This window comes from Variovorax sp. OV329, assembly GCF_900114785.1.
Taxonomy (GTDB): domain Bacteria; phylum Pseudomonadota; class Gammaproteobacteria; order Burkholderiales; family Burkholderiaceae_C; genus Variovorax.
Genome location: NZ_FOUG01000051.1, coordinates 1 through 2,433, shown reverse-complemented (window position 1 = coordinate 2,433; position 2,433 = coordinate 1). Strand labels below are relative to the sequence as shown.

Annotated in this window: 3 protein-coding genes; all 3 read right to left on the bottom strand. The window is 64.3% G+C overall.

Going from position 1 to position 2,433, the window contains the following annotated elements; translation table 11 throughout:
• Nucleotides 1-43: 43 nt before the first annotated feature.
• The 3 genes from BM345_RS29495 to BM345_RS29485 all read right to left on the bottom strand — a co-directional run bounded on the left by BM345_RS29495 (nucleotide 44) and on the right by BM345_RS29485 (nucleotide 2,347).
• Nucleotides 44-1,546 carry an IS66 family transposase gene (locus BM345_RS29495; protein ID WP_254790057.1) on the bottom strand — a complete coding sequence of 501 codons (1,503 nt, stop codon included), beginning with the start codon at nucleotides 1,544-1,546 and terminating at the stop codon, nucleotides 44-46.
• Between the two features lie 85 nt (nucleotides 1,547-1,631).
• Nucleotides 1,632-1,964, bottom strand: a complete 333-nt coding sequence (tnpB, locus tag BM345_RS29490) for an IS66 family insertion sequence element accessory protein TnpB (RefSeq protein WP_093387396.1) — start codon at nucleotides 1,962-1,964, stop codon at nucleotides 1,632-1,634.
• Nucleotides 1,961-2,347: an IS66-like element accessory protein TnpA gene (locus tag BM345_RS29485; protein ID WP_093387393.1), complete on the bottom strand. Its 387-nt coding sequence runs from the start codon at nucleotides 2,345-2,347 to the stop codon at nucleotides 1,961-1,963. The genes tnpB and BM345_RS29485 overlap by 4 nt, the downstream gene beginning before the upstream one ends.
• Between the last annotated feature and the right edge of the window lie 86 nt (nucleotides 2,348-2,433).

Below are 2,433 nucleotides of genomic sequence, written 5' to 3'. Positions count from 1 at the left end.
GGTAAGCGTCCGGTGAACTCGCCTTGACGGCGATTCGCGCAGGTCAGCTCTGCTGCCAGCGATGCGGCAGGAGCTCTTCGATACGGCTGGCGGGATGGGTCGGCAGCCTGGTCAGGACGTCTCGGATGTAGGCGTAGGGATCGTGCCCGTTGAGCTTGGCCGAGTGGATCAGGCTCATGGCGGCGGCTGCTCGTTTGCCTGCGCGCAGTGATCCGGCGAACAGCCAGTTCTGGCGGCCGAGCGCGATCGGTCGGATCCGGTTTTCTACCCAGTTGTTGTCAATCGGCAGGTTGCCGTCTTCGAGGAAGCGCGTAAGCGCATCCCAGCGCCTGAGGCTGTAGTCGATCGCCTTGGCGGTCGCTGATCCGTCGGGGATCTTCTGGCGCTGCTGGCGCATCCACTGATGCAGCGCATCGGCCACCGGCCTAGATCGTCGTCGTCGAAGTTCGAGTCTGGTGCCGCTGCCGGCTCGCGCCACCTCGCGCTCGAGGTCATACAGTGTCGCGAAGAACTTCAGCGCCTGTTCGCCAACCGGACTGCCGTGGTTGACCCATAGCTCGTGGAACTTGCGCCGCGCGTGTGCCATGCACCCGACCTCAGTTACCCCGAGTTCGAAGCAGGCCTTGTAGCCGCTGAAGTCATCGGTGACGAGCTTGCCGCCCCACCCCGGCTTGGCGCTGGTTGCGCTCAGTTTGAGGAAGTCACGCACGTGCTGTCCGCCTCGACTGTCGGCGAAGTCGAACACGACGCCCTGGATCGGGTTGAACTGCGTCGTGCAGTAGCTCCACAGGTAGGCCCGGTGCGTCTTGCCCGCTCCGGGCTTGAGCATCGCCACAGGGGTCTCGTCAGCATGCAGCACGCCGTGTCGCAGCAGCTCTGCTGCAAGCGCGTCCACCAGCGGCTGCAGCTGGATGCCGCACTCACCCACCCACTGGGCCAGCGTCGAGCGCGCGATGACGTGGCCTGCACGTTCGAAGATCGCTTCCTGCCGATACAGCGGCAGGTGGTCCAGGTACTTGGCCACCAGCACCTGAGCGAGAAGCCCGGCGGTGGGCACTCCCTTGTCGATGACGTGAGCCGGCACCGGCGCCTGCGTGATCTTCTCGCAGCACCTGCACACCCACTTGCCGCGGATGTGGCGCTCCACCGTGAACACGCCCGGCTGGTAGTCCAGCTTCTCGGCTACGTCCTCGCCGATACGCTGCAGTGTCTCGCCGCACCCACAGGTGGTGTTCTCCGGCTCGTGGTGGATCTCACGGCGCGGCAGGTTTGCGGGCAGTTTCTCGCGCTTGGGTTGCTGCTTCTCAGCGGGGGACGATCTCGTTGCCTGCAGCGCTTCGATCTCTGCAGCGACGGCGGCCAGATCGGTGTCCAGCGTCTCCTCGAGCAAGCTCTTTTGCTCGGCGTTGTAGACCTCGCTCTTGGCGGCAAACTTCAGCCGCTTGAGGATCGCGTTCTCGTGCGTGAGCTTGTCGATGATCGACTTGTGGAACGCCAACTGAGCGTCGGCCTTGCGCAGCCTCTCGCGAAGCTCCTGGGGGTCCAGCGTGTCGATGTCGTCGGCGATCACGGACAGTGATCGTGCCACCAACTGTGCACGCGAACTATCCGCAGATACCGCAATGGACGCACTACAGCGTGGTGATCACACCGGCCTCGCCGACGAGTTGCCAGGGCAGTCCCAGTACCAGCGCTTCGAACTGCGGCCGGCTCAGTGTCAGCGTTCCCTCAATGTTCTTGGGCCAGGCGAACTTGCCGCTGTTCAGCCGCCTGGCTGCCAACCACACGCCGATGCCGTCGTGCACGAGTACCTTCATGCGATTGGCACGCCGGTTGGCGAAGAGGTAGGCATGGTGCGGGCGTGCAGCGCCAAACACCAACACGACCCGGGCCAGAGCAGCCTCGGTGCCGGCGCGCATGTCCAGCGGCTGCACTGCCATCCAGATCGACTCGACGCGGATCAACGCAAGATCTCGCGAAGCCAGGCAGCGCTCGCCGCTACAGCACTGGATGGCCAGTTCACGATCACTGTGGTCGCGCCGCGCTTGAGTTCGATGCGGATGTCAGATGCTGTTGGCGAAGGCGTGGTGTCGAGCTGCACGGGCACGAACGCCGCCTTGGCTTGATCCCGCGGCAGGTCGACAGGGTCGACGCTGGGCAACCGTTGACCGCCTTGCTCAATCCAACGGCGCAACAGGTTCGCATTGACGCCATTGGCCAATGCCACCGAAGCGATCGACACGCCGGGCCGAGAGCAGGCGGCAACCAGGTTCGCCTTGAACTCATCGGTGTGACGGCGCCTGCGGCGCCGATCTCCCTTCACCGCTGCAGCCTCGATAGTGTTCACGTGTCCGCCAAGAAATAAGTGGAGTAGTGAACACGATGCTCCTAGGCCCGCCGGCGGGAATCAAGATGGGTTGGCCGGACGCTTAC